The organism is Pseudomonas sp. O39, assembly GCF_045447295.1.
Taxonomy (GTDB): domain Bacteria; phylum Pseudomonadota; class Gammaproteobacteria; order Pseudomonadales; family Pseudomonadaceae; genus Aquipseudomonas; species Aquipseudomonas antarctica_A.
Window position 1 is genome coordinate 106,288 of sequence record NZ_JBJGXV010000002.1, and the last position, 25,584, is coordinate 131,871.

30 protein-coding genes are annotated in these 25,584 nt (G+C 60.7%); 29 read left to right on the plus strand and 1 reads right to left on the minus strand.

Annotated elements, in window-relative coordinates; all coding sequences use genetic code 11:
• Positions 1-106 precede the first annotated feature (106 nt).
• From ACI77D_RS02920 to ACI77D_RS02985, 14 genes are all read left to right on the plus strand, one after another.
• Positions 107-412 carry an STAS domain-containing protein gene (locus ACI77D_RS02920; protein WP_064453459.1) on the plus strand — a complete coding sequence of 102 codons (306 nt, stop codon included), beginning with the start codon at positions 107-109 and terminating at the stop codon, positions 410-412.
• On the plus strand, positions 409-2,127 hold the full coding sequence (locus ACI77D_RS02925; RefSeq protein WP_407016021.1) for a SpoIIE family protein phosphatase: 1,719 nt from the start codon (positions 409-411) through the stop codon (positions 2,125-2,127). The genes ACI77D_RS02920 and ACI77D_RS02925 overlap by 4 nt, the downstream gene beginning before the upstream one ends.
• A 30-nt stretch (positions 2,128-2,157) precedes the next feature.
• A complete protein-coding gene (locus tag ACI77D_RS02930) occupies positions 2,158-2,505 on the plus strand; it encodes an Hpt domain-containing protein (RefSeq protein WP_064453457.1) in 348 nt (115 codons plus the stop codon).
• Positions 2,506-2,593: 88 nt separating this feature from the next.
• On the plus strand, positions 2,594-3,952 hold the full coding sequence (locus ACI77D_RS02935; RefSeq protein WP_407016022.1) for a flagellar hook-length control protein FliK: 1,359 nt from the start codon (positions 2,594-2,596) through the stop codon (positions 3,950-3,952).
• Between the two features lie 222 nt (positions 3,953-4,174).
• Positions 4,175-4,675 carry a flagellar basal body-associated protein FliL gene (gene fliL / locus ACI77D_RS02940; RefSeq protein WP_064453455.1) on the plus strand — a complete coding sequence of 167 codons (501 nt, stop codon included), beginning with the start codon at positions 4,175-4,177 and terminating at the stop codon, positions 4,673-4,675.
• Between the two features lie 9 nt (positions 4,676-4,684).
• Positions 4,685-5,653 carry a flagellar motor switch protein FliM gene (gene fliM / locus ACI77D_RS02945; protein ID WP_064453454.1) on the plus strand — a complete coding sequence of 323 codons (969 nt, stop codon included), beginning with the start codon at positions 4,685-4,687 and terminating at the stop codon, positions 5,651-5,653.
• Positions 5,654-5,699: 46 nt separating this feature from the next.
• Positions 5,700-6,167, plus strand: a complete 468-nt coding sequence (fliN, locus tag ACI77D_RS02950; RefSeq protein WP_064453453.1) for a flagellar motor switch protein FliN — start codon at positions 5,700-5,702, stop codon at positions 6,165-6,167.
• 1 nt (position 6,168) lies between these two features.
• The gene (fliO, locus tag ACI77D_RS02955) at positions 6,169-6,609 is read left to right on the plus strand and encodes a flagellar biosynthetic protein FliO (protein WP_064453452.1); all 441 of its coding nucleotides are present in this window, start codon (positions 6,169-6,171) and stop codon (positions 6,607-6,609) included.
• Positions 6,609-7,352, plus strand: a complete 744-nt coding sequence (gene fliP, locus ACI77D_RS02960; RefSeq protein WP_017134948.1) for a flagellar type III secretion system pore protein FliP — start codon at positions 6,609-6,611, stop codon at positions 7,350-7,352. Before fliO ends, fliP begins: the two co-directional genes overlap by 1 nt.
• Before the next feature lie 4 nt (positions 7,353-7,356).
• The gene (gene fliQ, locus ACI77D_RS02965; RefSeq protein ID WP_003214552.1) at positions 7,357-7,626 is read left to right on the plus strand and encodes a flagellar biosynthesis protein FliQ; all 270 of its coding nucleotides are present in this window, start codon (positions 7,357-7,359) and stop codon (positions 7,624-7,626) included.
• A 4-nt stretch (positions 7,627-7,630) separates the two neighbouring features.
• Complete coding sequence (fliR, locus tag ACI77D_RS02970) at positions 7,631-8,416, plus strand: flagellar biosynthetic protein FliR (RefSeq protein WP_407016023.1); 786 nt, start codon at positions 7,631-7,633, stop codon at positions 8,414-8,416.
• A gap of 3 nt (positions 8,417-8,419) precedes the next feature.
• Positions 8,420-9,556 carry a flagellar biosynthesis protein FlhB gene (flhB, locus tag ACI77D_RS02975; RefSeq protein WP_064453450.1) on the plus strand — a complete coding sequence of 379 codons (1,137 nt, stop codon included), beginning with the start codon at positions 8,420-8,422 and terminating at the stop codon, positions 9,554-9,556.
• Positions 9,557-9,744: 188 nt separating this feature from the next.
• Positions 9,745-9,945 carry a cold-shock protein gene (locus tag ACI77D_RS02980; RefSeq protein ID WP_407016024.1) on the plus strand — a complete coding sequence of 67 codons (201 nt, stop codon included), beginning with the start codon at positions 9,745-9,747 and terminating at the stop codon, positions 9,943-9,945.
• Positions 9,946-9,987: 42 nt separating this feature from the next.
• Positions 9,988-10,191, plus strand: a complete 204-nt coding sequence (locus ACI77D_RS02985) for a cold-shock protein (RefSeq protein WP_407016025.1) — start codon at positions 9,988-9,990, stop codon at positions 10,189-10,191.
• 54 nt (positions 10,192-10,245) lie between these two features.
• On the opposite strand, the gene ACI77D_RS02990 is transcribed toward ACI77D_RS02985, so the two are convergent.
• The gene (locus ACI77D_RS02990) at positions 10,246-10,506 is read right to left on the minus strand and encodes a DUF6124 family protein (protein WP_407016026.1); all 261 of its coding nucleotides are present in this window, start codon (positions 10,504-10,506) and stop codon (positions 10,246-10,248) included.
• 419 nt (positions 10,507-10,925) lie between these two features.
• Between ACI77D_RS02990 and flhA the strand changes: the two genes are divergently transcribed.
• The 15 genes from flhA (at position 10,926) to ACI77D_RS03065 (ending at position 25,569) form a co-directional block, all read left to right on the plus strand.
• Positions 10,926-13,040 (plus strand): flagellar biosynthesis protein FlhA, encoded by a 2,115-nt coding sequence (gene flhA, locus ACI77D_RS02995; RefSeq protein WP_064453446.1) that lies wholly within the window; start codon positions 10,926-10,928, stop codon positions 13,038-13,040.
• 11 nt (positions 13,041-13,051) lie between these two features.
• Positions 13,052-14,368 (plus strand): flagellar biosynthesis protein FlhF, encoded by a 1,317-nt coding sequence (gene flhF / locus ACI77D_RS03000; protein WP_064453445.1) that lies wholly within the window; start codon positions 13,052-13,054, stop codon positions 14,366-14,368.
• A gap of 107 nt (positions 14,369-14,475) precedes the next feature.
• The gene (fleN, locus tag ACI77D_RS03005) at positions 14,476-15,309 is read left to right on the plus strand and encodes a flagellar synthesis regulator FleN (protein WP_003192912.1); all 834 of its coding nucleotides are present in this window, start codon (positions 14,476-14,478) and stop codon (positions 15,307-15,309) included.
• On the plus strand, positions 15,306-16,046 hold the full coding sequence (fliA, locus tag ACI77D_RS03010; RefSeq protein ID WP_053257288.1) for an RNA polymerase sigma factor FliA: 741 nt from the start codon (positions 15,306-15,308) through the stop codon (positions 16,044-16,046). The genes fleN and fliA overlap by 4 nt, the downstream gene beginning before the upstream one ends.
• 171 nt (positions 16,047-16,217) lie before the next feature.
• A complete protein-coding gene (locus tag ACI77D_RS03015) occupies positions 16,218-16,592 on the plus strand; it encodes a chemotaxis response regulator CheY (RefSeq protein ID WP_003192908.1) in 375 nt (124 codons plus the stop codon).
• Between the two features lie 18 nt (positions 16,593-16,610).
• Positions 16,611-17,399, plus strand: a complete 789-nt coding sequence (locus ACI77D_RS03020) for a protein phosphatase CheZ (protein ID WP_064453444.1) — start codon at positions 16,611-16,613, stop codon at positions 17,397-17,399.
• Positions 17,400-17,410: 11 nt separating this feature from the next.
• On the plus strand, positions 17,411-19,639 hold the full coding sequence (locus ACI77D_RS03025; protein ID WP_407016027.1) for a chemotaxis protein CheA: 2,229 nt from the start codon (positions 17,411-17,413) through the stop codon (positions 19,637-19,639).
• 47 nt (positions 19,640-19,686) lie between these two features.
• Entirely contained in the window at positions 19,687-20,817 is a 1,131-nt protein-coding gene (locus tag ACI77D_RS03030; protein ID WP_064453442.1) for a chemotaxis response regulator protein-glutamate methylesterase, read from the plus strand.
• A complete protein-coding gene (locus tag ACI77D_RS03035) occupies positions 20,817-21,557 on the plus strand; it encodes a flagellar motor protein (protein ID WP_064453441.1) in 741 nt (246 codons plus the stop codon). Before ACI77D_RS03030 ends, ACI77D_RS03035 begins: the two co-directional genes overlap by 1 nt.
• 15 nt (positions 21,558-21,572) lie before the next feature.
• Positions 21,573-22,460: a flagellar motor protein MotD gene (motD, locus tag ACI77D_RS03040; RefSeq protein ID WP_064453440.1), complete on the plus strand. Its 888-nt coding sequence runs from the start codon at positions 21,573-21,575 to the stop codon at positions 22,458-22,460.
• 51 nt (positions 22,461-22,511) lie between these two features.
• Entirely contained in the window at positions 22,512-23,300 is a 789-nt protein-coding gene (locus tag ACI77D_RS03045; RefSeq protein ID WP_064453439.1) for a ParA family protein, read from the plus strand.
• Positions 23,300-24,088, plus strand: a complete 789-nt coding sequence (locus ACI77D_RS03050) for a CheW domain-containing protein (protein WP_262665762.1) — start codon at positions 23,300-23,302, stop codon at positions 24,086-24,088. Before ACI77D_RS03045 ends, ACI77D_RS03050 begins: the two co-directional genes overlap by 1 nt.
• Positions 24,089-24,168: 80 nt before the next feature.
• Complete coding sequence (locus ACI77D_RS03055; RefSeq protein WP_064453437.1) at positions 24,169-24,651, plus strand: chemotaxis protein CheW; 483 nt, start codon at positions 24,169-24,171, stop codon at positions 24,649-24,651.
• The gene (locus tag ACI77D_RS03060) at positions 24,652-25,044 is read left to right on the plus strand and encodes a DUF2802 domain-containing protein (RefSeq protein ID WP_064453436.1); all 393 of its coding nucleotides are present in this window, start codon (positions 24,652-24,654) and stop codon (positions 25,042-25,044) included. It begins immediately after the preceding gene.
• A 246-nt stretch (positions 25,045-25,290) separates the two neighbouring features.
• On the plus strand, positions 25,291-25,569 hold the full coding sequence (locus ACI77D_RS03065; RefSeq protein WP_064454988.1) for a hypothetical protein: 279 nt from the start codon (positions 25,291-25,293) through the stop codon (positions 25,567-25,569).
• Positions 25,570-25,584: the final 15 nt, after the last annotated feature.

Below are 25,584 nucleotides of genomic sequence, written 5' to 3' on the forward strand. Positions count from 1 at the left end.
CCAGCTCCCACACAAGCCAGCTCCCACATTGAGTACTCGATGTTGCTCACTTCTGGTTCACCTGCTAAACCTTGTTGCACATAGCCAATGACAAGGAAGCAGTCGCATGTCAGTTGAGTCAGAAGTATCCCTGGATGGGACGAAGTTGACGATTACAGTCAAGGGCCGATTCGATTTCGGTAGCCACCAGAAATTTCGCGAGTCGTATGAGCGCTTCTACAAGGTGCCCGAGGTCTATGTGGTGGACTTGAAAGACACCACCTACATGGACAGCTCGGCGCTGGGCATGCTGCTGCTTTTACGTGACCATGCCGGTGGCGATACTGCCGAGGTGCAGGTGGTCAACAGCAACTCCGATGTGCGCAAGATCCTCGGTATCTCCAACTTCGACAAACTGTTCGACATCAGTTGAGCAGCCTGGCCCCCGTCCTTGAACCGCTGACGATCCTGATCGCCGAAGACAGTGCCGCCGATTTGCTGTTGCTGTCGACCATCATCCGGCGTCAGGGCCATCAGGTGATGACGGCGACTGACGGCGCGCAAGCCGTCGACGTGTTTGCCCGCGAGCGCCCGCAGCTGGTGTTGATGGATGCACTGATGCCGGTGATGGACGGCTTCGAAGCGGCGCGCCGAATCAAACAGCTGGCGGGGGAGGCGCTGGTGCCGATCATCTTTCTCACCTCCTTGCGTGAGAGTGAAGCCCTGGCCCGGTGCCTGGACGCCGGGGGGGATGATTTCCTGCCCAAGCCTTACAACCCACTGATCCTGGCAGCCAAGATCAATGCCATGGACCGTCTGCGCCGCCTGCAGGCCACGGTCCTGCGCCAGCGTGACCTGATCGCCAGGCACCACGATTACCTGCTGCATGAGCAGCGGGCGGCCAAGGCGGTGTTCGATAAGGTGGCGCACTCCGGCTGTATCAACGCGGCGCCGAATATTCGCTACCTGCAATCGCCCTATGCGCTGTTCAACGGCGACCTGCTGTTGGCGGCGTATACCCCGTCGGGTGACATGCACGTGCTGCTCGGCGATTTCACCGGCCATGGTCTGCCCGCAGCCGTCGGCGCCATGCCCCTGGCGGAAGTGTTCTACGGCATGACGGCCAAGGGGTACGGCCTGGCGCAAACCCTGCGGGAGATGAATGCCAAGCTCAAGCGTATTCTGCCGGTGGACATGTTCTGTTGCGCCACACTGATCTGCCTGAGTGCCCAGCGGCGCGTGGTGGAGGTGTGGAACGGCGGCATGCCCGAAGGCTATGTGCATGAGGTCGCCACGGGCAAGCGCACGCCGTTGGTGTCGCGGCATCTGCCGTTGGGCGTGCTGTCGGCCGAGGCGTTTGATGACAGCACGGAAGTCTGGCCCATGGTCCTGGGCGACCGGGTATTCTTACTTTCCGATGGCGTGCTGGACACCGCCGACGCCAATGACCAACTGTTCGGTGCCGAGCGCTTGCAGCAGGTGTTCGCCACCAACCGCAAGCCTGACCGCCTGTTTGAAGATATCGAACAGGCCCTGGCGGCATTTCGGGGTCAGGCGCGGGATGACGTCAGCATGGTCGAGATCACCTTGCAGGCCGGCCAGCCGCTGCGTGCGGCGGAGCCCATGTATGCCGACAGCGGCCAGTCGAGCCCGCTGGACTGGTCGGTGAGTTTCGAATTTCGCGCGCAGACCCTTAAAAGCTACAACCCGCTGCCGTATTTGCTGCAATTGCTGCTGGAGATCCATGGCCTGCGTGAGCAGAGCGGGGCGCTCTACAGTGTGATGGCCGAGCTGTATTCCAACGCGCTGGAGCATGGCGTGCTGGGGCTGGATTCGCGACTCAAGCGTGATGCACGGGGTTTTGCCGAGTATTACCACCTGCGCAATGAGCGCCTCGTGCAATTGAACAGTGGTTATGTGCGTGTGCACGTGCTGGTGGTGCCGACCCCCATGGGTGGCAAAATGACGCTGCGCATCGACGACAGCGGCCCCGGGTTTGACGTGGAGCAGGTGCTGGCGCGCCCGCTGGATGTCGACCGTCTGTCTGGCCGCGGTCTGAGTCTGGTGCGCCAACTGAGCAGCGATGTACGCTGGTCGGAAGGCGGGCGCAGTGTCTGCGTGGAGTTTTGCTGGGGGGCTCTGGCATAATCCGCCGATTCTTGATCAAGGAGCGAACAAGTGCTTGAGATTCATCTGGACCCTGATGTGTTGTCGGGTTTGCAAGAAGTTATGGAGAGCGAGTACCCCAAGCTGCTCGATACCTTTCTTGACGATTCGCAAAAGCGTGTCGAGGCGTTGCGCAAGGCGCGTGATGATGCCAAGGCGCTGGGGCGGATTGCGCACAGCTTCAAGGGCAGTAGCGGCAATCTGGGCGCGGTGCGGTTGGCAGAGCTTTGCCGCCGGTTGGAAGACGGCTCTGCCGAACCCTTTCGCGTGGACCTCGGTGAACTGATCGATGAGATCGACCAGGAGTTCGCTCTGGTCCGGCCGTTGTACGAGCACGAGCGCCAGCGGTTTCAGCTTTGACTGAAGGGCCTCGGAAAACGTGGCCCGACTCTTGCTATATCACCTCTGACTGCATCCTCGACCCCCAATGCAGTGGAGACCTTTACCTATGCCAGTTGCCCCGAATTCGCTCCTTCAGGCTGCCCCAGTGGCCAAGCCTCAAGCGCCTGCCGCCGCACCCCCGGTGGTGGCTGCGGACCCACGGGACAAGGGCCCTGGCTTCGCTCAAGTGTTTGCCAATCAAGGTGCGAAACCGACGGCGAAGATCGACGTCACGCCGGCCAAACCCACGCGCGACAAGTCTTCCGACACCAGCGCCAAGCCTGTGACCGGTAACGATAAGCCTGCCGTCAGTTCGCCAGCCGTTGCCGATAGCGGCAATCCCTTGCCTGCCAAGCCGGCCGCCACGTCCGACGCCAGCACCAGTACCGACACCAGCAGCAAAGACGACAAACCCACCGACCCGTCCGTGGCGCAGCAACCCCCGGTTGATCCTGTCGTTGATCCGGCATTGATTGCCACGGTCACGCCGGTTGTCGTGCCTGTCCCCGTGGAAACACCGACGCCTGTGGCCGCCAAGGACGACAATGCCCAGCCTGTCGTCGCGGCACCGGTTGCGGCCACGGATGAGGCCAAGCAACCCGCGTTCGACCCTGCAGCCGACCCGCTGGATTCGATGCCGGCCGTGCGCCTGGCGATGGAGCAGGGCGGTCACGTCTCGGCCAGCAGCCAGACACCGCAGAAAACCGCCCCGACGACTCAGGACCCACTGACCTCCGCGCAGAATTTTGCCGCCGGTCTGGCAAATATGGTTGACCAGCAAGACACCAAGGACAGCACTGACCAAGGCGGCGACAAAGCCTTCAGCGGGCTGATCGAAGGGGGGCTCAAGGATTTGAAAGACGCCAGCAGTGACACCCGTGTCGATGACTTCGCCAGCCGTCTGGCCGCGTTGACCCAGGCTGCCACGCCGAAAACGGCGAATGCCTTGCCGCCGGTCGCGAATGCGCCACTGGCCATGCACCAGAGCGGCTGGACCGACGAAGTGGTCAACCGCGTAATGTACTTGTCCAGCGCCAACCTCAAGTCGGCAGAGATCCAATTGCAGCCGGCTGAGCTGGGGCGCCTGGATATCAAGGTCAACATGACGGCGGACCAGCAGGCCCAGGTCACGTTCATGAGTGGTCATGCCGTGGTGCGCGAAGCGCTGGAAAGCCAGTCCGGGCGTTTGCGCGAAATGTTTGCCCAGCAGGGCATGGGGCAGGTGGACGTTAACGTCTCCGATCAGTCCCGTGGTTGGCAGGGGCAAGGGCAGGAGCAACAGCAGCAGAACCAGGCTCGCGGCGTGAGTGGCAGCGGTGGGCGGAGTGAGGGTGGTGACGCGGGTGAGCATGCTGAAGTGGCTGCGGCAGTCGCTCCGGTGACCCAGACCATCGTCGGCTCCAGTGCCGTTGATTACTACGCCTGATTCCAGCCCAGCGCAGCTCTAAAGGTGGGAGCGGGCTTGCTCGCGAAAGCGCAATGTCAGTCAAAGGATTCATCGACTGACCCACCGCATTCGCGAGCAAGCCCGCTCCCACAGGGACCTGTGGTGTTGCATCTATCCCCGATCATCTGACAACTCTGGCATAACACTTGCTCTTGCCTTTCCGTAGATCTATGAATTCCCGAATAGTGACGGATTATTGGCATGGCGAAGAGCGACGACGCAGCAACACCCCCCGCAAGCAAGGGCAAGCTCAAGCTTATCCTGCTGATTGTGCTGGGCCTGCTCCTGGCCATCGGCGCTTCGGTGGGCGGTACCTGGTACATCATGCACAGCAGTGCAAGCAAACCGGCCCCCGCCGCCGAAACCGCCAGTAACGCCAAACAACCGGCAATCTTCGAGCCGATGCTTCCGGCCTTTGTCGCCAACTTCAACCAGAACGGCCGTCAACGCTACCTGCAGGTGAGTATCACCTTGCTGGCGCGTAACCAGGCGGACCTGGATGCCCTCAAGGTGCACATGCCGGTTATCCGCAACAATCTGGTGATGCTGTTCTCCGGGCAGAGCTTCGAAAGCCTGGCCACGCCGGTCGGCCAGGAAATGCTGCGCCAGAAGGTCACTGCCAGTGTGCAGGAAGTGGCCCAGAAAGAGCTTGGCAAAGTCGTGGTCGAGCAGGCGCTCTTCACTAACTTCGTATTGCAGTAGGATCACGAGATGGCCGTGCAAGACCTGCTGTCCCAGGATGAAATTGACGCGCTGTTGCATGGCGTCGACGATGGTCTGGTACAGACCGAACTGGCTGCCGAGCCCGGCAGCGTCAAAAGTTATGACCTCACCACCCAGGATCGCATCGTCCGTGGACGCATGCCGACGCTGGAAATGATCAACGAGCGCTTCGCCCGGTACACCCGTATCAGCATGTTCAACATGCTGCGCCGTTCGGCGGACGTGGCGGTGGGCGGTGTGCAGGTGATGAAGTTCGGCGAGTACGTGCACTCGCTGTACGTGCCCACCAGCCTCAACCTGGTCAAGATCAAGCCGTTGCGCGGTACCGCACTGTTCATCCTCGACGCCAAACTGGTGTTCAAACTGGTGGACAACTTCTTCGGCGGCGACGGCCGTCACGCGAAGATTGAAGGCCGTGAATTCACCCCGACCGAATTGCGCGTGGTGCGCATGGTGCTGGAGCAAGCCTTCATCGACTTGAAGGAAGCCTGGCAGGCGATCATGGAAGTCAATTTCGAGTACATCAACTCGGAAGTGAACCCGGCCATGGCCAACATCGTCGGCCCCAGCGAAGCGATTGTGGTGTCCACCTTCCACATCGAACTCGATGGCGGTGGCGGCGACCTGCACGTGACCATGCCGTACTCGATGATCGAGCCGGTGCGCGAGATGCTCGACGCCGGTTTCCAGTCCGACCTGGACGACCAGGATGAGCGTTGGGTCAAGGCGCTGCGCGAAGACCTGCTCGACGTCGACGTACCTTTGAGCGCCACCGTGGCCCGTCGCCAGCTGCGTTTGCGCGATATTTTGCACATGCAGCCGGGGGACGTGATTCCGGTGGAATTGCCGGAAGAACTGATCATGCGCGCCAATGGCGTGCCATCGTTCAAGGTCAAGCTCGGCTCCCACAAGGGCAACCTGGCGTTGCAAGTGATCGAACCGATCAACCGTCGCTGATCCGCCCCTATTTTTTGATGAATGTTTGCTCCGCCGAGGACATGTAATGGCTACCGAACACGAAAACACTTCCGCCGAAGACCAGGCCCTGGCTGACGAGTGGGCTGCGGCCCTGGAAGAAACCGGCGATGTTGGCCAGGACGATATCGACGCGCTGCTGGCCGCCGACGCCGCCAGTGCGCCGGCCGGCAACCGCCTGCCGATGGAAGAATTTGGCAGTGTGCCGAAGAACAACGACCCGGTGACCCTCGACGGCCCGAACCTGGATGTGATCCTCGACATTCCGGTGTCGATTTCCATGGAAGTCGGCAGCACCGAAATCAATATCCGTAACCTGCTGCAACTCAACCAGGGTTCGGTGATCGAGCTTGATCGCCTGGCCGGCGAGCCACTGGACGTGCTGGTCAACGGCACGCTGATCGCCCATGGCGAGGTGGTGGTGGTCAACGAGAAGTTCGGCATCCGCCTGACGGACGTGATCAGCCCGAGCGAACGCATCAAGAAGTTGCGCTGATATGAAGTATTCGATGGCGGGACTGTTTCTGGCGCTGCCATTGAGCGCCCTGGCGGCTGAGCCGGTCGCGCAAGCGGCGGCTGCGGCGCCCGTAGTCAGCAGTGGCATCGGCGGGCAATTGACCCAGTTGGTGCTCGGTCTGTTGCTGGTGGTGGGGTTGATCTTTGTATTGGCCTGGTTGATGCGCCGCGTGCAGCGCATCGGCCCGGGCAATGGCCAGGTGATCGAGATGATCGGCTCGCGTGCACTCGGCCCGCGTGACCGTCTGGTGCTGGTGCAAGTCGGCGAGGAGCAGATTCTGCTCGGCATCACGCCTGGCCGCATCACCCCGCTGCACGTGCTCAAGTCGCCGGTCGAAGTGGCCAGGACCGAGGCCGCCACGCCAGAATTCGCCCAGCGCCTGATGGAGTTGCTGGGCAAGGATCAGAAGGATAAGAAGTAATGCGCGTTTTATTGACGCTCATGCTGTTGCTGGCGGCGCCGTTGGCGTTGGCGGCCGACCCGTTGTCGATCCCGGCGATCACGCTGGGCACCAACGCTGCCGGCGCCCAGGAATATTCGGTCAGCCTGCAGATCCTGCTGATCATGACCGCGCTGAGTTTTATCCCGGCGTTTGTGATGCTGATGACCAGCTTTACGCGGATCATCATCGTCTTCTCGATTTTGCGTCAGGCCCTGGGCCTGCAACAGACGCCGTCGAACCAGATTCTCACCGGCATGGCGCTGTTTTTGACGCTGTTCATCATGGCGCCGGTGTTCGACAAGGTTAACCAGCAAGCGCTGCAACCGTATCTTGCGGAAAAACTCACGGCTCAGGACGCGATCGACAAGGCCCAGGGCCCGATCAAGGACTTCATGCTGTCGCAAACCCGTTCCAGCGACCTTGAGCTGTTCATGCGTTTGTCCAAGCGCACCGACATCGCCACCCCGGATCAGGCGCCGCTGACTATCCTGGTGCCGGCGTTCGTCACCTCCGAGTTGAAGACCGCGTTCCAGATCGGCTTCATGATTTTCATCCCGTTCCTGATCATCGACCTGGTGGTGGCGAGCGTGCTGATGGCCATGGGTATGATGATGCTGTCGCCGCTGATTATCTCGTTACCGTTCAAGATCATGCTGTTTGTGCTGGTGGATGGCTGGGCGCTGATTATCGGCACGCTGGCCAGCAGTTTCGGCGGAGTGTAGGCCAATGACCCCAGAAGTCGCCGTCGACCTGTTTCGTGAAGCGTTGTGGCTGACCACCATGATGGTCGCCGTGCTGGTGGTGCCGAGCCTGTTGGTCGGCCTGCTGGTGGCCATGTTCCAGGCCGCGACGCAGATCAACGAACAAACCTTGAGCTTCCTCCCGCGTTTGCTGGTGATGCTGATCACCCTGATTGTCGCCGGCCCCTGGCTGGTGCAAACCTTCATGGAATACATCCTGCAGTTGTACGGCAGTATTCCGCAGTTGATCGGCTGACCCCATGCAATCTGTGCTGGCATTGACCGACACCCAGATCAGCACGTGGGTGGCGTCTTTCATCTTGCCGATGTTCCGCGTCACAGCGGTGCTGATGACCATGCCGGTGTTCGGCACTACCTTGGTTCCGCGGCGTATCCGTTTGTATTTCGCCTTCGCCATCACCGTGGTGATCGTGCCCGGGCTGCCGCCGATGCCGCCGGTGAATGCCCTGGACCTCAGTGCATTGCTGCTGATTGCCGAGCAGATCCTGATCGGTGCGCTGCTGGGCTTCTCGCTCACGTTGTTCTTCCAGGCGTTTGTGATTGCCGGGCAAATCATCTCGATCCAGATGGGCATGGGCTTCGCTTCCATGGTCGACCCCACCAACGGCGTGTCGGTGGCAGTGATCGGGCAGTTCCTGACCATGCTGGTGACGTTGCTGTTCCTGGCCATGAACGGCCACTTGGTGGTGTTCGAGGTCATGACCGAAAGTTTCACCACCCTGCCGGTGGGCTCGGGGTTGGTGGTCAGTCACTTCTGGGAGCTGGTGGGGCGCCTCAGTTGGGTGTTGGGCGCGTCGTTGTTGCTGGTCTTGCCGGCAATCACCGCCTTGCTGGTGGTCAACATCGCCTTTGGCGTGATGACCCGCGCGGCGCCGCAACTGAACATCTTCTCGATTGGTTTCCCGTTGACCCTGGTGTTGGGCATGGGGATTTTCTGGATCGGCATGGCCGACATTCTCAATCAGTATCAACCGCTGGCGAGCGACGCCTTGCAGTTCTTACGTGACCTGGCACGAGCGCGCTGAGCCATGGCCGAGAGCGAGAGTGGTCAGGACAAAACAGAAGACCCCACGGAGAAACGCAAAAAGGACTCCAGGGAAAAGGGCGAGATTGCCCGCTCCAAAGAGCTCAATACCCTCGCCGTGATGCTCGCCGGCTCCGGCGGCCTGTTGATTTACGGCGGTGGTTTGGCGCTGGACATGATGGAGTTGATGAAACTCAACTTCTCACTGCCCCGCGAAGTGCTGCTCAGCCCCGGCGCCATGGGCCAATACCTGTTGCACTCGGGCAAAATCGCGATTCTGGCGGTGCAGCCGGTGCTGATCACGCTCTTGCTGGCCGCGTTGATCGGGCCGGTGTCCCTCGGCGGCTGGTTGTTTGCCGCCGGCAGCATGGCACCCAAATTCAGCCGGATGAACCCCGGGCCCGGGCTCAAGCGCATGTTTTCCGCCAAGGCGCTGGTGGAGTTGCTCAAGGCGCTGGCGAAATTCATCCTGATCCTGTTTGTGGCACTGACGGTGTTGTCGTCCGACATCGACGACTTGCTGCGCATTGCCCATGAGCCGCTGGAGTCAGCGATCATTCACAGCGTGCAGGTGGTGGGCTGGAGCGCGCTGTGGATGGCTTGCGGGCTGATCATCATCGCTGCCGTGGATGCGCCGATCCAGCTGTGGGAAAGCCACAAGAAACTGCTGATGACCAAGCAGGAAGTGCGCGACGAGCACAAGGACCAGGAAGGCCGCCCCGAGGTCAAGCAGCGTATTCGTCAGCTGCAGCGCGAAATGTCCCAGCGCAAGATGATGGCGGCGGTGCCCGATGCCGACGTGGTCATCACCAACCCGACGCACTACGCGGTGGCGCTCAAGTACGACCCGGAGAAGGGCGGCGCGCCGATGCTGCTGGCCAAGGGCAGCGACTTTACCGCGCTGAAAATCCGCGAAATTGCCGTGGCCAACGACATCCTCTTGCTGGAGTCGCCGGAGCTGGCGCGGTCGATCTTCTACTCCACCGACCTCGATCAGGAAATTCCTGCGGGGCTGTACCTGGCCGTGGCGCAGGTGTTGGCTTATGTCTATCAAATCCGCCAATACCGCGCGGGCAAGGGCAAGCGGCCTGATCCGCTCAAAGACCTGCCGATTCCGCCGGATTTGCGCCGCGATTCCTGATCCTGGGCTGGTGGTGAACTGCTCCCTTTGGCGAGCTCGCTTGCCACAATTAAGCCGCGATCCAATCATTACCACTCGTCGCTAATCACCGTCTACCTGTCAACTCTGACAGTAGTCAGCGCCGCCTTCCCGCGGTTCCATGGCACCACACTGCACACAGGTAGTTAAGAGATGCAGAGGGAGCAGTGATGGAAGCGGTAATGGGTACGATCAAATCTTATTGCCGAAAAACCGGGGAAGGCGTGATTGCCCTTGATGACGGTGACGAGCCCGTGCGTGTCGATCTCAGGAGTACGGCCGGAATTTGGCTGGAAAAGGGGCAGCGGGTGAAATTTGCGAGGATCCATCGTCCCACGGGTATTTTTGCGACCAACATCAAAATTATCTAGCGACCTCTGTGGCTCATCGACCCAGAGGTCAGGAGAACGGCAATGGCGACAGGTACTGTTAAGTGGTTTAACGACAGTAAGGGGTTTGGTTTTATTTCTCCGGATGATAGCGGCGCTGAAGTCTTCGTTCACTTTACGGCGATTCAGCGTGAGGGGTTCAAGACGCTCACGGAAAACCAAAAGGTGGAGTTCGAGGTTGAGAAAGGCCTGAAAGGGCTCCAGGCTGTGAATGTGCGCGTTGTGTAAAGATTCACTTGATCGTTCCCATCTGCGGGAACGATCTGTTATCTGATGTTCTGCCTAAAATTTGCCGGGTTCTGACTCGGGTGGCGGCCCCATGTCATCCAGCGCTCGCTCAGCCAACAACCGCGATACCTCAATCAACTGCGCAATGCCCAGCGCGCCTTCTCGCCACGACCCTTCCAGATCAAAGGCGAAGTCGCAGGCCAGCGCGTGGGCGGACGCCAGGGTTTCGGTGAGGTTGACCAGCAGGTCTTCGGTGCTGATGCCGTCGATGACGGTAAAGAGCGCGGTGGGGGAATTTTGTGTGGTTTTGGACATGGCGTCGCTCCTTGGAAGGAATAAGAGTTTTCCTTGATATTGCGAGCCGCGACGCCCGACCACTGTATTTGCAGCGGTGTACGGAGACTAGAGAGCGAGTTTCCTAGGGGCAACCTTAAAACCCTGTCGGAAATCTCCTCAGTGGCGGTGAGTTCACACAGATCCAAATGTGGGAGCGGGCTTGCTCGCGAAGGCGATGTGTCAGTCGGCAATGTACTCGCTGAACCACCGCCTTCGGGAGCAAGCCCCCTCCCACATTTGGATGGATTTACACCCGGTAGGCGCGGTCGCTTGTGCGGTCATCTGAGCCTCAGAGCAAAAGTTGGAAGGCTTCTTGCAATACCGCCTTCAGGACGCCCTCCAGCGTCAAAACTTTGCTTCAAGGAACACGAGGAATACCGGTGGTAGATCGCTCTCAAATGCTCAGCACGGCCCGTGGCACCCTGACTGACCTGTCGCGGGGAAATCTGGGTGTGCCGTTGCTGTTGCTGGTGATGCTGGCAATGATGATGTTGCCGATGCCGCCGTTCCTGCTCGACGTGTTTTTTACCTTCAACATTGCCCTGTCCGTCGTGGTGCTGCTGGTCTGTGTGTATGCCCTGCGGCCGCTGGATTTTGCGGTATTCCCGACCATCCTGCTGATTGCGACCCTGCTGCGCCTGGCGCTGAACGTGGCGTCTACGCGGGTGGTGATGCTTCATGGTCAGGACGGCCACGCCGCCGCCGGTAAGGTGATCCAGGCCTTCGGTGAAGTGGTGATTGGCGGTAACTATGTGGTCGGTATCGTGGTGTTCGCGATCCTGATGATCATCAACTTCGTGGTGGTGACCAAGGGCGCCGGGCGGATTTCCGAGGTGAGCGCGCGGTTTACCCTCGACGCCATGCCCGGCAAACAAATGGCGATCGACGCCGACCTCAACGCCGGCCTGATCGACCAGAACCAAGCCAAGTCCCGCCGCCTGGAAGTGGCCCAGGAAGCCGAGTTCTACGGCTCCATGGACGGTGCCAGCAAATTCGTACGCGGCGACGCCATCGCCGGCCTGCTGATTCTGTTCATCAACTTGATCGGCGGCATGGCAGTCGGCATCTTCCAGCACGGCATGACCTTCGGCGATGCGGGCAAGGTGTACGCCTTGCTGACCATCGGTGACGGTTTAGTGGCGCAATTGCCATCACTGTTGTTATCTACAGCTGCAGCCATCATGGTGACCCGTGCTTCGGGCTCCGAAGACATGGGCAAGCAGATCAGCCGGCAGATGTTCGCCTCGCCCAAGGCGCTGGCCGTGGCGGCGGGCATCATGGCGATCATGGGCATCGTGCCCGGCATGCCGCATATCTCGTTCTTGAGCATGGCGGCCATGGCGGCCGGCGGTGCTTATCTGTTCTGGCGCAAGCAAAACCTCGTGAAGGTCCAGGCCCAGCAGGAAATCGCCCGTCAGCAGGACTTGCTGCCGTCGCCGGCCCGCGCCCAGGAAACCAAGGAGCTTGGCTGGGATGACGTCACCCCGATCGACATGATCGGCCTGGAAGTCGGCTACCGCCTGATCCCGCTGGTAGACCGCAACCAAGGTGGCCAACTGCTCGCGCGGATCAAGGGTGTGCGCAAGAAGCTGTCCCAGGACCTGGGCTTCCTGATGCCCACCGTGCACATCCGCGACAACCTCGACCTGGCGCCCAGTGCCTACCGCCTGACCCTGATGGGCGTGATCCTCGCCGAAGCGGAGATCTACCCCGACCGCGAACTGGCGATCAACCCCGGCCAGGTATTCGGCACACTCAACGGCATAACCGCCAAAGATCCGGCTTTTGGCCTGGAAGCGGTGTGGATCGAAGTCAGCCAGCGCAGCCAGGCACAGTCTTTGGGTTACACCGTGGTAGACGCCAGCACGGTGGTCGCTACCCACCTTAACCAGATTCTCTACAAGCACTCCCACGAGCTGATCGGCCACGAGGAAGTCCAGCAATTGATGGGGTTGCTGGCCAAAGCCTCGCCAAAACTGGCCGAAGAACTGGTGCCCGGCGTGCTGTCGCTGTCGCAGTTGCTCAAGGTGCTGCAGGCCTTGCTCGCCGAACAGGTGCCGGTGCGCGACATTCGCAGCATTGCCGAGGCCATCGCGAACAATGCCGCCAAGAGTCAAGATACTGCCGCGCTGGTGGCTGCGGTGCGCGTCGGATTGTCCCGTGCAATCGTGCAAAGCATTGTAGGGGTTGAGTCTGAGCTGCCTGTTATCACCTTGGAGCCAAGGTTGGAACAAATATTGCTCAATAGTATTCAGAAGGCAGGGCAAGGCCAGGAAGAGGGCGTTCTGCTGGAGCCAAGCATGGCTGAGAAGCTGCAGCGTTCGTTGATCGAAGCCGCGCAGCGTCAGGAAATGGCGGGTCACCCGGTGATTCTGCTGGTGGCGGGCCCGGTCCGAGCGATGTTGTCGCGGTTTGGACGTCTGGCAGTGCCGAATTTGCACGTTTTGGCTTATCAGGAAATTCCTGACAACAAGCAAGTGACTATTGTCGCGACAGTAGGGCCCAACGGCTGAGGTAGTGGGATATGCAAGTTAAGCGTTTTTTCGCCGCCGATATGCGTCAGGCCATGAAACTGGTACGTGATGAGCTGGGCGCCGATGCCGCGATTATTGGAAACCGCCGTATTGCCGGCGGTGTCGAGCTGACGGCTGCCCTGGATTACACCCCCTCGGCGCTGGCGCCGCGCGTGCCGAACATGGAGCTTGAGGACGAGCTGCGCAAGACCGCTTCGCGCATTGTCTCGGCCCAGGCTGAGCTGAGTATGCGTGGCGACAGCGATTCCACCAGCAGTCGCCAGTTGTTCGCCGGCCTGCCGCTGACCGCCGCCGAACCGCTGGTTGAGCCGACATTCAAAGAACCGCCGCGTCCTGCAGCGCCAGCCCCGGCTGCCGCAGTCGACCAGCGCGTGTTTGACTCGATGCGTTTTGAACTCAATGGCCTGCGTGAGCTGCTTGAAGTGCAATTGGGCTCGTTGGCGTGGAACCAGCTGCAAGGCAGCAAACCGCACCAGGCCAACCTGTGGCGTCGCCTGCAACGTATCGGCCTGTCCGGCCCGTTGTCCCGCGACCTGTTGGCACTGACTGCTGAAGTCGAAGAGCCTCGCCAGGCCTGGCGCATGTTGCTGGCCCACCTGGCACGCATGATCGTCACGCCGGAAATCGAACCCCTGGAAGAGGGCGGTGTGATCGCCATGGTCGGCCCTGCCGGCATGGGCAAGACCACCACCCTGGCCAAGCTGGCTGCGCGTTATGTGCTCAAGTACGGCGCGCAGAATATCGCGCTGGTGAGCATGGACAGCTACCGTATTGGCGCCCAGGAACAGCTTAAGACCCTGGGTCGCATCCTCAATGTGTCGGTGACCCACGTCGACGCGGGCCAGTCCCTGGCCAACGCGCTCGACCCGTTGCTGCGCAAGCGTGTGGTGCTGATCGACACTGCCGGCCTGCAAGCCAGTGATCCGGCATTGCGCATGCAGCTGGAAAGCCTGGCTGGGCGTGGCATCAAGTCAAAAAATTACCTGGTGCTTGCAACCACCAGCCAGAAACAGGTTCTTACCGCTGCCTACCACAGCTACAAGCGTTGCGGCCTGGCGGGTTGCATTCTGACCAAGCTCGACGAAACGGCGAGCCTGGGTGAAGTGCTGAGCCTGGCCATCAGTCATGAATTACCGGTCGCCTACCTGACCGACGGGCCGCGGATTCCGGATGATTTACATCTGCCGCGCCGTCATCAGTTAGTCAGCCGTGCTGTCAGCGTGCAAATGCAAGAAGAGCCTAGCGAGGAAGCGATGGCCGACATGTTCGCCGACCTTTACCACAACCCGGCAAAGCGGGTGGGTTGAAGGGCAGGATGAGCACCGTGAAAAGTATCTACATCGATGGTCTGCAAGCGATTCACGCGGCCAAGCCATGTAGCCTGCGTCTAAGCAAGACAAGGTAAAGAAATAAAATGGGCAGCATGCATCCCGTACAGGTGATCGCGGTGACCGGCGGCAAAGGTGGCGTCGGAAAAACTAACGTGTCAGTGAATTTGTCCCTGGCCCTGGCAGAGCTTGGCCGTCGGGTCATGCTGCTGGATGCTGACCTGGGGCTGGCGAACGTCGACGTTCTGCTGGGGCTGACACCCAAACACACCCTTGCCGATGTGATCGAGGGCCGCTGCGAGCTGCGCGATGTGCTGCTGCAAGGTCCCGGTGGCATTCGTATCGTGCCGGCGGCCTCGGGTACCCAGAGCATGGTGCATCTGAGCCCGGCGCAGCACGCCGGCCTGATCCAGGCGTTCAGTGACATCGGAGACAACCTCGACGTGCTGGTGATCGACACCGCCGCCGGGATCGGCGAGTCCGTGGTCAGCTTCGTGCGCGCTGCCCAGGAAGTGCTGCTGGTGGTCTGCGATGAGCCCACCTCCATCACCGATGCCTACGCCCTGATCAAACTGCTTAACCGTGACTACGGCATGAATCGCTTCCGTGTGCTGGCCAACATGGCCCAAAGCCCGCAGGAAGGGCGAAACCTGTTCGCCAAGTTGACCAAGGTCACGGATCGCTTCCTCGATGTCGCCTTACAATACGTTGGCGCAGTTCCCTATGACGAGTGTGTGCGCAAGGCTGTGCAAAAGCAGCGTGCAGTCTATGAAGCGTTCCCTCGTTCGAAGTGCGCATTGGCGTTCAAGGCTATTGCCCAGAAGGTCGATACTTGGCCGTTGCCCGCCAACCCGCGCGGGCATCTGGAGTTTTTCGTCGAGCGATTGGTGCATCAGACGAGCGCAGGACCGGTGCTATGACAGCCAGCGGCTATAACCTTTACAAAAACTCGGCACGTGACAGCCAAGGCGAATTGATCGAGCGCTATGCGCCCCTGGTCAAGCGCATTGCCTACCACTTGCTGGCACGCCTGCCTGCCAGTGTGCAGGTTGAAGACCTGATCCAGGCCGGCATGATCGGCCTGCTCGAAGTGTCGACCAAATACGACGCGAGCAAAGGCGCGAGTTTCGAGACGTATGCGGGTATCCGTATCCGTGGTGCGATGCTCGATGAAGTGCGTAAAGGGGACTGGGCGCCGCGTTCGGTACACCGCAACACGCGAATGGTCAGTGACGCAATTCGTGCAATTGAAGCAAAAACAGGTCGTGACGCTAAAGATCATGAAGTTGCGGCCGAACTCCAATTGAGTCTCGACGATTACTACGGGATTTTGAACGATACCTTGGGCAGCCGCCTGTTCAGTTTCGACGACCTGTTGCAGGACGGCGAACACGAAGGGCTGCACGAGGACGGCGCGAGTGCACATCTCGAACCGTCGCGCGACCTGGAAGATGAACGCTTCCAGGGGGCGTTGGCGGAAGCGATTGCCAATTTGCCTGAGCGTGAGCGACTGGTGTTGGCGCTGTACTACGACGAAGAGCTGAACCTCAAGGAAATCGGTGAGGTCCTGGGGGTCAGCGAATCGCGTGTCAGCCAGCTGCATAGCCAGTGCGCAGCCCGCTTGCGGGGGCGATTGGGAGAGTGGCGCGCGCGCTGACAGGCAGTGTGGGGATACTGCAGCGCAATTAGGCGAGAGGTGAAAAGCCTTTCGCGGGTTCGTTCCGTGGTACCCCTGGCAGTCCTTTTTGTGTAACGCCTGTTGATTGAAATGGCGCGTCCAGGTGCTGGGCGCGTTTAAGACTGCTTGGAGGTCGAATTGGACAAGAACATGAAAATCCTCATCGTTGATGACTTCTCAACGATGCGGCGGATCATAAAAAACCTGTTGCGTGACCTTGGGTTCACCAACACGGTCGAGGCGGATGACGGCCTGACGGCGATTCCTATCCTCAACAGCGGGAGCATCGACTTTCTGGTAACCGACTGGAACATGCCGGGCATGACCGGCATCGACTTGCTGCGTCACGTGCGCGCCGATGAAAAACTGCGCAGCCTGCCTGTGCTGATGGTGACCGCCGAAGCCAAGCGTGAACAGATCATCGAAGCCGCCCAAGCCGGGGTTAACGGTTACGTGGTTAAGCCATTCACTGCATTGGCCTTGAAAGAGAAGATCGAAAAAATCTTCGAACGCATCCACGGCTGATGCCACCACGGGGGAGCTATGGAGCATAAAGAATCATCGCAGGCAGACTTTGAGTCGACCCTGAAAAAGCATGCTCACCAGTTGGTCGAAAGCCTTGAAAAAGGCCAGTTCGGCGACGCGGTGCAGTTAATCCATGAGCTTAACCAGACCCGTGACCGCGGCCTGTACCAGGAAGTGGGCAAGCTCACACGCGAGCTGCACAGTGCGATCGTCAATTTTCAGATTGACCCGCACATGCCCCAGGCCGAAGAAATCTCGCAAATCACCGATGCCACCGAACGCCTGTCCTATGTGGTCAGGCTGACTGAGGCGGCGGCCAACCGCACCATGGACCTGGTGGAAAACGCCACGCCCCTGGTCAATGGCATGGCGACCGAAGCGCAGGCCCTCAGCGTTGACTGGGGCCGTTTCATGCGTCGGGAAGTGGGGGCTGAAGAGTTTCGTGAGTTGGCGCGTCGGGTCGACGCTTTTCTGTCGCGCAGCGAAGAGGAAAACCGCAAGGTTGCCAGCAACCTCAATGACATTCTGCTGGCCCAGGATTACCAGGACCTCACCGGTCAGGTGATCAAACGCGTGACCCAGTTGGTCACCGAAGTGGAAAGCAACTTGCTCAAATTGGTGCTCATGGCTGGCCAAGTTGATCGTTTTGCCGGCATCGAACATGACCGCGAAGCGATCCTCTCGGAAAAAGATCCACAAAAACATCTCGCCAAGGGTGAAGGTCCGCAGATTCATGCCGATAAACGTGAAGACGTTATGTCAGGTCAGGATGACGTAGATGACCTGTTATCCAGTTTAGGCTTCTAAGGAGCACCCACATGAGCTTCGGCGCCGATGAAGAAATCCTTCAGGATTTCCTTGTAGAGGCCGGCGAAATTTTAGAGCAACTGTCCGAGCAACTGGTCGAGCTGGAAAGCCGCCCGGATGATGCGAACCTGCTCAATGCAATTTTTCGCGGTTTTCACACTGTAAAAGGGGGCGCCGGCTTCCTCCAGCTCCATGAGCTGGTGGAGTGCTGTCACATCGCCGAGAACGTATTCGACATCCTGCGCAAGGGTGAGCGACACGTCGACTCGGAACTGATGGACGTGATTCTCGAAGCATTGGATGCGGTCAACGGCATGTTCAGTGAAGTGCGCGAACGTGCACCGATCACGGCGGCCACGCCGGAACTGCTGGCCGCCCTGGCGCGCCTGGCAGAACCTGCCGACACCTCGGTTGCCCCGGTGGTGGAAGCGGCGCCTGTGGCCGAGCCGGAAGCGGACGTGACGGACAGCGAGTTCGAGCAGTTGCTCAACTCCCTCAGTGCGGTGAAGGCCGAAGCTGAAGCACCGCAAGCGGTCGCCCCGCCTGCAACGCCGACCAGCGAAGACATTACCGACGCTGAATTCGAGTCCCTGCTCGACCAGTTGCATGGCAAAGGCCAGTTCGCTGCCGACGCGGTGGCACCTGCCGCTACGCCGGAAGTTCCGGCTGCCAGCGCCAGCACCAGCACCGACATTACCGACGACGAATTTGAAGCGTTGCTCGACCAGTTGCATGGCAAAGGCACCTTTGCGGCCGAAGCCTTGCCGGAAGTCGCGGCCACGGCCACGGCCACCGTCGCGCCTGCCGTGCCTGCCGCCAGCGCAGAGCCTGCCGCTGACGGGCTGATCTCCGATCACGAATTCGAAGCCTTGTTGGACGAATTGCACGGCAAGGGCAAGTTCACCGAAGTGGCCCCGGCTGCTGCGGCGACCGCCACGCCTGTCGCGGCGAAACCTGCGCCGGCCAAAGCCGCCGCGCCGGTTGCCGCCAAGCCCGCTCCAGCCCCTGCAGCCGCCCCGGCGCCTGCACGTGCCGCAGCGGCACCCGTGGCCGAGAAGCCTGCCAGTGAAGCCGAAACCACCGTGCGCGTTGATACCGCACGCCTGGACGACATCATGAACATGGTCGGCGAACTGGTGCTGGTGCGTAACCGCCTGGTGCGCCTGGGCCTGAACAGCGGCGACGAAGCCATGCAGAAAGCCGTGTCGAACCTCGACGTGGTCACTGCTGACTTGCAGACCGCGGTGATGAAAACGCGGATGCAGCCGATCAAGAAAGTCTTCGGCCGCTTCCCGCGTCTGGTTCGCGACCTGGCACGCCAGCTCAAGAAAGAAATCAACCTGGAACTGGTGGGTGAAGAAACCGACCTCGACAAAAACCTTGTCGAGGCCCTGGCCGACCCGCTGGTCCACTTGGTGCGCAACGCCGTCGACCACGGCGTCGAAACCCCGGAAGAGCGCGAAGCCTCGGGCAAGTCCCGTAACGGCAAGGTGATTCTGGCGGCAGAGCAAGAAGGCGACCACATCCTGCTGTCGATCACCGATGACGGCAAGGGCATGGACCCGGCGATCTTGCGCAATATCGCAGTCAAGCGTGGCGTGATGGACAAGGACGCTGCCGACCGCCTGACCGACACCGAGTGCTACAACCTGATCTTCGCCCCGGGCTTCTCGACCAAGACCGAGATTTCCGACGTGTCCGGCCGTGGCGTTGGCATGGACGTGGTGAAGACCAAGATCAGCCAGCTCAACGGCTCGATCAATATCTACTCGACCAAGGGCCAGGGCTCGAAGATCGTCATCAAGGTGCCGTTGACCCTGGCGATCATGCCGACCCTGATGGTGATGCTGGGCAACCAGGCGTTCGCTTTCCCGCTGGTCAACGTCAACGAAATCTTCCACCTCGACCTGTCGCGCACCAACGTGGTGGACGGCCAGGAAGTGGTGATCGTACGCGACAAGGCGTTGCCACTGTTCTACCTCAAGCGCTGGCTGGTGGCATCGGCCAAGCATGAAGAGCAGCGCGAAGGCCATGTGGTGATTCTCTCCGTGGGCACCCAGCGGATCGGCTTTGTCGTCGATCAACTGGTCGGCCAGGAAGAAGTGGTCATCAAGCCTTTGGGCAAAATGCTGCAGGGAACCCCGGGCATGTCGGGTGCGACCATCACCGGTGACGGTCGGATCGCGCTGATTCTCGATGTTCCGAGCATGCTCAAGCGTTACGCCGCACGGCGTATTTGATTCTGGCGGGGCAGGGCGGTTTGCCCGCCCCGCCTAACGGAGTGTTTATGGCAGTCAAGGTCCTGGTGGTGGACGATTCGGGTTTCTTCCGCCGCCGCGTCTCGGAAATTCTTTCCGCCGATCCAACCATCCAGGTGGTCGGTACGGCCACTAACGGCAAAGAGGCGATTGATCAAGCCATTGCGTTGAAACCGGACGTGATCACCATGGACTACGAGATGCCGATGATGGATGGCATCACGGCTGTTCGGCATATCATGCAGCGCTGCCCCACCCCGGTGTTGATGTTCTCCTCGCTGACTCATGAAGGCGCCCGGGTGACCCTGGATGCGCTGGACGCCGGTGCGGTGGACTTCCTGCCGAAGAATTTCGAAGACATCTCGCGCAACCCCGAGAAGGTCAAGCAGATGCTGTGCGAGAAGGTGCACAGCATTTCGCGCAGTAACCGTCGCAGCCTGTTCAGTGCGCCGGCGCCTGCACCGGTTGCGGCGCCGGCGGCGTCCACTGCGCCCACTTCGTCGTTTGCTCGCCCAGCGCCTGCGCCAGTGGCGCGCCCTGTGGCGCCGCCGGTGCGCGCTTCTGCGCCGAGCGCGCATTCGCCAGCGCCCAAGCGCAAGGCCTACAAGCTGGTTGCCATCGGTACATCCACCGGCGGCCCGGTGGCCCTGCAGCGGGTGTTGACCCAGCTGCCGGCCAATTTCCCGGCGCCGATCGTGTTGATCCAGCATATGCCCGCGGCCTTCACCAAGGCCTTCGCCGAGCGCCTGGACAAGCTGTGCCGCATCACCGTCAAGGAAGCCGAGGATGGTGACATCCTGCGTCCTGGCCTGGCACTGCTGGCCCCGGGCGGCAAGCAGATGATGGTTGATGGCCGTGGTGCGATCAAAATCCTGCCGGGTGACGAGCGCCTGAACTACAAGCCGTGTGTGGATATCACCTTCGGTTCGGCGGCAAAGTCCTACGGCGACAAAGTTCTGGCGGTGGTGCTCACCGGCATGGGCGCCGACGGCCGTGAAGGCGCTCGCCTGCTCAAGCAGGGCGGCAGTGCAATCTGGGCCCAGGACGAAGCCAGCTGCGTGATCTATGGCATGCCCATGGCCATCGTCAAAGCGGACCTGGCCGACGCCGTGTATAGCCTGGACGATATCGGCAAGCATCTGGTGGAGGCCTGCCTCTGATGGATGTATTGAGCCTGATTGGCATCATCATGGCGTTTGTCGCAATTATCGGCGGCAACTACCTCGAGGGCGGCCACCTCGGCGCCTTGGCCAACGGCCCGGCTGCGCTGATCGTGATTGGCGGCACCGTGGGCGCTGCGTTGTTGCAGTCGCCCATGAGTTCGTTCAAGCGCGCAATGCAAATCCTGATCTGGATTATTTTCCCGCCGCGCGTTGATCTGCCCGGTGGTATCGACCGCGTGGTCAACTGGAGCCTCACCGCACGCAAGGAAGGCCTGCTGGGCCTGGAAGGCGTGGCCGATGCCGAGCCCGACAGCTACGCGCGCAAGGGCTTGCAGTTGCTGGTGGACGGCGCCGAGCCGGAAGCGATTCGCAGCATCCTGGAGGTGGATTTTCTCACCCAGGAAAGCCGCGACATCAACGCCGCCAAAGTCTTTGAAAGCATGGGCGGCTACGCGCCAACCATCGGTATCATCGGTGCGGTGATGGGCCTGATCCACGTGATGGGCAACCTGGGCGACCCGTCGCAGTTGGGCAGCGGCATTGCCGTGGCGTTTGTCGCCACCATCTATGGCGTGGCGAGTGCCAACCTGGTGTTGTTGCCGGTGGCGAGCAAGCTCAAGTCGGTTGCCATGCGCCAGTCGCGTTACCGCGAGATGTTGCTTGAAGGTCTGTTGTCGATTGCCGAGGGTGAGAACCCGCGCTCCATCGAATTGAAGCTCCAGGGCTTCATGGACTGATGGGAGGTATTGAGTGTGAGCCGTCGCCGTCGCGAGCCTGAAGAACACGTCAACCATGAACGCTGGCTGGTGTCCTACGCGGACTTCATCACCTTGCTGTTCGCGTTTTTCGTGGTGATGTATTCCATCTCGTCGATCAACGAAGGCAAGTACAAAGTCATTTCCCAGGCCCTGATCGGCGTGTTCAATGACACCGACCGTGCCCTGAAACCGATTCCGATTGGCGAAGAGCGGCCCAAGACCGTGACCCCGGCCAAGCCGCTGGTCAACGACAGTGATGAAATCGCCGCCGGCATCGGTGGCACCAGCGACCCGCTGAAAAGCATCGCCGATGACATCAGCGCCGCCTTTGGCGACCTGATCAAATCCAACCAGATGACCGTGCGCGGCAATGAGTTGTGGGTCGAAATCGAGCTGAACTCCAGCCTGCTGTTCGCCAGCGCCGACGCATTGCCGAGCGACCAGGCGTTCACCATCATCGACAAGGTCGCGGCGATACTCAAACCGTTTGAAAACCCGATTCACGTTGAAGGCTTTACCGACAATTTCCCGATCAGCACTGCGCAGTACCCGACCAACTGGGAGCTGTCGTCGGCCCGGGCGTCGAGCATCGTGCGCATGCTCGCGATGCAGGGCATAAACCCTGGGCGCCTGGCGTCGGTGGGCTATGGTGAATTCCAGCCGGTGGCCAATAACGCCACCGCCGAAGGCCGAGCGCGCAACCGCCGCGTGGTGCTGGTGGTGTCACGCAACCTGGATGTACGCCGCAGCCTGACCGGCACCGGTACCGCCAATGCAACACCGGATGCGGCCTTGAAGCGGGCTGGCACACAAACTGCACCGCCAACCGTTAAGCCGTCGGTTCGTCAGAGCGCCGTCAATTCTCCGTCACCGGCTCAATAACTTTATGCAATGTCTCGGTCGCGCCATCGCCTGCCGGGAGGAACCAACCGAATGAGAGTCTGGGCAGTTGCCAATCAAAAAGGTGGAGTCGGCAAGACGACCACCTCCATCGCCTTAGCCGGCTTGCTGGCCGAGGCGGGCAAGCGTGTGGTCGTGGTCGACCTGGACCCGCATGGCTCGATGACCAGCTATTTCGGCTACGACCCGGATGCGCTGGAGCACAGCTGCTACGACCTGTTCCTGCACAAGGGCAGCGTGCCGAGCGATTTGCCCGGGCAATTGTTGCTGCCCACCAGTAACGACAGCATCTCCCTGCTGCCGTCGAGCACCGCCCTGGCCACCCTTGAGCGCCAGTCGCCGGGGCAGAGCGGTTTGGGCCTGGTGATCGCCAAGACGCTGGCGCAACTGTGGCAAGACTTCGACTACGCGATCATCGACAGCCCGCCGTTGCTCGGTGTGCTGATGGTCAACGCCTTGGCCGCCAGCCAGCAGTTGGTGATCCCGGTACAGACCGAGCACTTGGCGGTCAAAGGCCTGGAACGCATGGTCAGCACCCTGGCGATGATCAACCGGTCGCGCAAACAGGCGCTGCCTTTCAGCATCGTGCCGACCTTGTTCGACCGTCGCACCCAGGCCTCCCTCGGCACCTTGCGTGTGTTGCGTGATGCTTACCCGGAGACCATCTGGCAAGGCTACATTCCCGTGGACACGCGCCTGCGTGACGCCAGCCGTGCAGGCCTGACGCCTTCGCAGTTCGACGGCAAAAGCCGTGGCGTGCTGGCCTACCGCGCCTTGCTCAAGCATCTGCTGTCGCAGCAGCTTGTGGCGCAGGTGGCGTGATGAACCGTCCTGTCAAACTCAAGACCCGGCCGCAACTGGCACTGGAATCCTACCTGGATGCCCTGCTGCAGGATGCGACCGAGGAGGAACTGCCGGAACCGATTCTGGTACTTGAACCGGTCGTAGAAGCAGAAAGCACGCTGGATGAATTCCAGCTGGCTGTGCTGGAAGAACAGGCGCGTGATGCCCACGTTGTGGTCGCACCGGTAGCTCCGGTAGCTCCAGTAGTTGTGGCGCCCGTGGTGGTCGAGCCGGTGGTGGAAGTCCACCTGCCGCCGAGCATCACGCCGCCGCCGGTGAGCGGTGATGACCGCCCGGCATGGGCCGCCGAGCCGTTCGAATGCCTGCTGTTCGACGTCGCCGGGTTGACCCTGGCGGTGCCGCTGGTGTGCCTGGGTTCGATCTATTCGCTTGAAGGCCAGGAGCTGACGCCGCTGTTCGGGCAACCGGAGTGGTTCCTCGGCATCCTGCCCAGCCAGGCCGGTAACCTCAAGGTGCTGGACACCGCGCGCTGGGTGATGCCCGACCGCTACCGCGATGACTTCCGCCAGGGTTTGCAGTACGTGATCTCGGTGCAGGGCTACGAGTGGGGGCTGGCGGTGCATCAAGTCAGTCGCTCATTGCGCCTGGACCCGAACGAAATCAAATGGCGCAGTCACCGAGGCCAGCGGCCTTGGTTGGCGGGCACCGTGATTGAGCACATGTGCGCCTTGCTCGACGTCGCCGAACTGGCCGAGTTGATCGCCAGTGGCGCCGTCAAGGCGATGCCGCAGAACAAACGCAGTTGATTGAACAATAAGGTCCGCATGCAAGTGCGGTCAGCGAAGCACACACGCCGTGTACAACGGCATTTGAAGGGGTCAGGGGTATGAATAAGTCAGCGTCCGCACAAAGTTTGGATGATCCGATCCTGCAATGGGTTACCTTCAAACTGGACAACGAGTCCTATGGCATCAACGTGATGCGCGTGCAAGAAGTGCTGCGCTACACCGAAATTGCGCCGGTACCGGGTGCGCCAAGCTACGTGCTGGGCATCATCAACCTGCGCGGCAACGTGGTGACGGTGATCGACACCCGCCAGCGTTTTGGCCTGGCGCCGACCGAAGTCAACGACAACACCCGAATCGTCATCATTGAAGCCGACAAGCAAGTGGTCGGGATCATGGTCGACAGCGTGGCCGAAGTGGTTTACCTGCGCCAATCGGAAGTGGAAACCGCGCCGAACGTGGGCAACGAGGAATCGGCCAAGTTCATCCAGGGCGTGTGCAACAAGAACGGCGAACTGCTGATTCTGGTTGAGCTGGACAAGATGATGAGCGAAGAAGAGTGGTCGGATCTGGAGAACATCTGATTGTTTCTTGAAGCGGCGGTGATTGTCCTGGCCCTGTTGTGGGCCGGGACGTTGGCTTTCCTGCTGCGCTATATGCGCCAGCAGCGCGAATTGGCCCTGCAACAGGCCGAGCGCGACGGCGTGCGCGACCGGCGCATTCTGGACCTGGTCAAGCGCGTGGATCACTTCCAGCAGAGTGCGGTGAAGGTCGGGGACGAGGTGCACGAACTGCGCGCGATCCTCGGGCCGTTGCCGGACAAGCTGGCGCAGATCGAACAGCGCGACCCGTCGAGCCTGTCGTTTGCCCAGGCGGCGAAGCTGGTGGGCATGGGCGCGACCGTGGATGAGCTCACGCAGTCGTGTGGGTTGACCCAGGCTGAGGCGCAGTTGATGAGTAAATTGCACAAGAGCTGACGTAGGTTGCTGCACCTGTCCGACGTTGCTGGCTGACTTTCCTGTGGCCAGCTCCCACGGTTGACCGAGACGTTGCGGGTCGTGTCACAAGTGCCTCGCACAGTCAGGGCACTTTCTCGTCTGTGTGATGACCAATCCTGCACCTGTAGGACGGTTCACTCACAAGGATGAAGAATGTCTTTCCACGCGCTCGTTGGAATAAAAACGCTTGGTTTGCGGCCGTCTTGCGCTGCTGCCTGCGTCCTCATCTGCGCTTTTGCGCTCAGCGCCTGTACCCCCTTTCAACCGCCGCCCCCAGACTTCTCGCAATGGTACAAATCCGGTGTATCCCTTGACGGCGTGAAAACCGCCATGCGTGCCTGCGGGTACACCAACCTGGACGGTGCGGGAGACCGATCGCCTGTCGATATCAGGCTGACGCGCTTCTACTGCATGAAGGACGCGGGCTTCAACCGCAAAGACAAACTCGACCTGTGCAAGACCGGGCGCATCAGTGAATCACCGGTGTGCGAAGGCCGCCGTTAACGCTTAATCAAAAGG

Bases quoted from the DNA above. Each gene is read 5' to 3' on its own strand.
- ACI77D_RS02920 (WP_064453459.1), top strand. From the start codon at position 107: ATGTCAGTTGAGTCAGAAGTATCCCTGGATGGGACGAAGTTGACGATT.
- ACI77D_RS02935 (WP_407016022.1), top strand. From the start codon at position 2,594: ATGCCAGTTGCCCCGAATTCGCTCCTTCAGGCTGCCCCAGTGGCCAAG.
- fliL (WP_064453455.1), top strand. From the start codon at position 4,175: ATGGCGAAGAGCGACGACGCAGCAACACCCCCCGCAAGCAAGGGCAAG.
- fliM (WP_064453454.1), top strand. From the start codon at position 4,685: ATGGCCGTGCAAGACCTGCTGTCCCAGGATGAAATTGACGCGCTGTTG.
- fliN (WP_064453453.1), top strand. From the start codon at position 5,700: ATGGCTACCGAACACGAAAACACTTCCGCCGAAGACCAGGCCCTGGCT.
- fliO (WP_064453452.1), top strand. From the start codon at position 6,169: ATGAAGTATTCGATGGCGGGACTGTTTCTGGCGCTGCCATTGAGCGCC.
- fliP (WP_017134948.1), top strand. From the start codon at position 6,609: ATGCGCGTTTTATTGACGCTCATGCTGTTGCTGGCGGCGCCGTTGGCG.
- fliQ (WP_003214552.1), top strand. From the start codon at position 7,357: ATGACCCCAGAAGTCGCCGTCGACCTGTTTCGTGAAGCGTTGTGGCTG.
- fliR (WP_407016023.1), top strand. From the start codon at position 7,631: ATGCAATCTGTGCTGGCATTGACCGACACCCAGATCAGCACGTGGGTG.
- flhB (WP_064453450.1), top strand. From the start codon at position 8,420: ATGGCCGAGAGCGAGAGTGGTCAGGACAAAACAGAAGACCCCACGGAG.
- ACI77D_RS02980 (WP_407016024.1), top strand. From the start codon at position 9,745: ATGGAAGCGGTAATGGGTACGATCAAATCTTATTGCCGAAAAACCGGG.
- ACI77D_RS02985 (WP_407016025.1), top strand. From the start codon at position 9,988: ATGGCGACAGGTACTGTTAAGTGGTTTAACGACAGTAAGGGGTTTGGT.
- ACI77D_RS02990 (WP_407016026.1), bottom strand. From the start codon at position 10,506: ATGTCCAAAACCACACAAAATTCCCCCACCGCGCTCTTTACCGTCATC.
- flhA (WP_064453446.1), top strand. From the start codon at position 10,926: ATGCTCAGCACGGCCCGTGGCACCCTGACTGACCTGTCGCGGGGAAAT.
- flhF (WP_064453445.1), top strand. From the start codon at position 13,052: ATGCAAGTTAAGCGTTTTTTCGCCGCCGATATGCGTCAGGCCATGAAA.
- fleN (WP_003192912.1), top strand. From the start codon at position 14,476: ATGGGCAGCATGCATCCCGTACAGGTGATCGCGGTGACCGGCGGCAAA.
- fliA (WP_053257288.1), top strand. From the start codon at position 15,306: ATGACAGCCAGCGGCTATAACCTTTACAAAAACTCGGCACGTGACAGC.
- ACI77D_RS03015 (WP_003192908.1), top strand. From the start codon at position 16,218: ATGAAAATCCTCATCGTTGATGACTTCTCAACGATGCGGCGGATCATA.
- ACI77D_RS03020 (WP_064453444.1), top strand. From the start codon at position 16,611: ATGGAGCATAAAGAATCATCGCAGGCAGACTTTGAGTCGACCCTGAAA.
- ACI77D_RS03025 (WP_407016027.1), top strand. From the start codon at position 17,411: ATGAGCTTCGGCGCCGATGAAGAAATCCTTCAGGATTTCCTTGTAGAG.
- ACI77D_RS03030 (WP_064453442.1), top strand. From the start codon at position 19,687: ATGGCAGTCAAGGTCCTGGTGGTGGACGATTCGGGTTTCTTCCGCCGC.
- ACI77D_RS03035 (WP_064453441.1), top strand. From the start codon at position 20,817: ATGGATGTATTGAGCCTGATTGGCATCATCATGGCGTTTGTCGCAATT.
- ACI77D_RS03045 (WP_064453439.1), top strand. From the start codon at position 22,512: ATGAGAGTCTGGGCAGTTGCCAATCAAAAAGGTGGAGTCGGCAAGACG.
- ACI77D_RS03050 (WP_262665762.1), top strand. From the start codon at position 23,300: ATGAACCGTCCTGTCAAACTCAAGACCCGGCCGCAACTGGCACTGGAA.
- ACI77D_RS03055 (WP_064453437.1), top strand. From the start codon at position 24,169: ATGAATAAGTCAGCGTCCGCACAAAGTTTGGATGATCCGATCCTGCAA.